Genomic DNA, 2079 nt, shown 5'->3' with positions numbered 1-2079 from the left:
CCCGGAAGGCGCCCGCCGCGGCGGCGGGGCGGCGCTGGCCGCGCTGGCGGAACCGGCGGCGGCGGGTGGCGTGGGGGGCTCGGGCGGGTCCAGCAGATCCACCACCACCCGGTTGCCGAGCACGAAATGCCGCGCCCGGCTGCCCGGCGCCAGCCGCAGCCGCAGCCCGCCCGGCATCGGCTCCACCGCCAGGATATTGCGCGGCGGGCGCACCGCCGCGGCCTCGAAGGCGAGTTGCCCGGCGGCGCCGAAGACCAGCTCCACCGCCTCCCCCTTCTGCACCAGCGAATAGCCGGGGGCCTGGGGCCAGTCGAAGACCAGGCGGCTGAAGCCGGGGTGCAGGCCGGTGCGCACCGTCACCCGCTGCGGCGCCGGGCGGCCAGGGGTGGGGCCAGGGGCGGGGGTGGAGGGGGTGGCGGGAGAGACAGCAGGCGAGACAGGCGGCGCGGCGGGCGCCCCCTGCCCCAGCGCCTGCCCCAGCGCCGCCCCCGGCCCGAGGCCGAGCCACAGCGCCAGCAGCCAGCCCGGAGAGCCGCCCGCCCGCATCACCCCGCCCCCCGCATGGCCACCCCCCGCATGACCACCCTCAGTCGAACAGCGCGTCGATGGCGGACTGGCTGATCGCGGCCCCCGGCAGCTGCGGGCCGTTCAGCAGCCCGTCCACGCGCGGGGCATTGGCCGCCGGCGGCGGCTGCACCTCCGCCGCCAGGCTGGCCTTGGCCCGGCCGATGCGCGTCTCGATCGTCTGCAGGGCGCTCACCACCTTGGCGATGCGCTGGCCGGTGATGTCCTGGAAGGCGCAGGCCTCGTAGATGCGCGTGGTGGCGGCGGTCAGCCCCTCCGCCACCTCGGGCGCGGCCTTCGGCGCCAGCAGCTCCAGCTTCTCGCAGGCATCGAGGATTTCATGCGTCGCCTGCGCCGTGTGCTGGACGATGGCGGCCAGCTCGTCGGTCGCGGTGGGGATGGCGCGCTCATCCAGCCCCTCGGCGCGCAGGGCGATGACCTCGGCCCGCGCGGTGGCGATGACGCGGCTGAGCTCCTCGAGCTCCTGCAGCAGCGTCGTGGCGGTGGCCGCCAGATTGCCGCGCAGGCCGGCGATCACGTCGTCAGGGTCAGCCATGCACCATCACCTTCTCGATCTTGTCGCGCAGCGTCTCGGCATTGAAGGGCTTGACGATGTAGTTGGAGACGCCGGCCTGCTTGGCGGCCACCACGTTCTCCGTCTTGCTCTCGGCGGTGACCATGATGAAGGGCAGGTGCTTCAGCCGGGCATCGGCGCGCACCTCCTTCAGCAGGTCGAGCCCGGTCATCGGCTGCATGTTCCAGTCGCTGATCACCAGGCCGTAATTGCCGCTGCGCAGCTTGGCCAGCGCCTCGTGTCCGTCCGCCGCCTCGTCGGCGTCGTGGAAGTCGATCTGCTTGAGCAGGTTGCGGATGATGCGTGTCATCGTCTTGTAGTCGTCCACGACCAGGACTTTGACGTTGCGGTCGAGGGTCATCGTGGCGGTTTCTCCTGGGCAGGAAGTGGGCGGAAAGGGCGGGGCTAGAGCCCGGGCCGGGCGGCGCGCATGCGCGCCAGCTCGGCGGTCAGCGCGCGGACGCGCTCGGGCTCCATGGCGCCGAAGACGGGGGCGGCCTTCTGCTCGCGCATGCGGTTGACGATCTGCGCCAGCAGCGGCAGCTCCAGCTCGTTGAACACCGCCGCCGCCTCGCGCGGGCGCATCGTCTCGTAGAGGCGGGCGAGGCTGGTCCAATGCGCCTCGTCGCGCTGGCGGGTCTGGCGCTCGCTCTCCTCCAGGCGGGCCTGGAGGCCGGCCAGGGCGTCGAGCTGCGCCTGCAGGCGCTGCTCCCCGGCGGCCACCACGGCCTCGCGCATGGCGATGCGGCGCTCGCGCTCATCCAGCACCTCGCGCCGGGCGCGCAGGGCCTGGGCCATGGCATCCTCGGCCGAGGGGGCGGGGGTGGGCGCGGTGGTGGAAACGGGCGGCACCACCGGCGCCGGGCGGGCGGGGGTGGCGGCGGGAATGGGGCGGCCGGTGGCCTCGGGCTGGGATTGGGCGAGGCGCAGCGGCGCGCCGG

The 2079-nt window shown here is 74.5% G+C and carries 3 protein-coding genes and 1 pseudogene; all 4 read right to left on the bottom strand.

Going from position 1 to position 2079, the window contains the following annotated elements; all coding sequences use genetic code 11:
* Positions 1 to 546: pseudogene (locus NON00_RS24445) on the bottom strand (hypothetical protein); the annotation flags it as partial.
* Positions 547 to 586: 40 nt separating this feature from the next.
* A complete protein-coding gene (locus NON00_RS24440) occupies positions 587 to 1120 on the bottom strand; it encodes a hypothetical protein (RefSeq protein WP_256025412.1) in 534 nt (177 codons plus the stop codon).
* Positions 1113 to 1499 (bottom strand): chemotaxis response regulator CheY, encoded by a 387-nt coding sequence (locus NON00_RS24435; RefSeq protein ID WP_256025411.1) that lies wholly within the window; start codon positions 1497 to 1499, stop codon positions 1113 to 1115. The genes NON00_RS24440 and NON00_RS24435 overlap by 8 nt, the downstream gene beginning before the upstream one ends.
* Before the next feature lie 44 nt (positions 1500 to 1543).
* A partial coding sequence (locus tag NON00_RS24430) for a MotE family protein (RefSeq protein WP_370688768.1) occupies positions 1544 to 2079 on the bottom strand: 536 nt, incomplete at its 5' end.

It is taken from the genome of Roseomonas sp. GC11, from assembly GCF_024437745.1.
Classification (GTDB): domain Bacteria; phylum Pseudomonadota; class Alphaproteobacteria; order Acetobacterales; family Acetobacteraceae; genus Pseudoroseomonas.
The sequence above is the reverse complement of the archived record's forward strand: the minus strand, read 5'-3'. Positions and strand labels throughout refer to the sequence as shown.

Excerpts from the sequence above, each read along its gene's own strand:
- NON00_RS24440 (WP_256025412.1), bottom strand. The coding sequence starts at position 1,120 with ATGGCTGACCCTGACGACGTGATCGCCGGCCTGCGCGGCAATCTGGCG.
- NON00_RS24435 (WP_256025411.1), bottom strand. The coding sequence starts at position 1,499 with ATGACCCTCGACCGCAACGTCAAAGTCCTGGTCGTGGACGACTACAAG.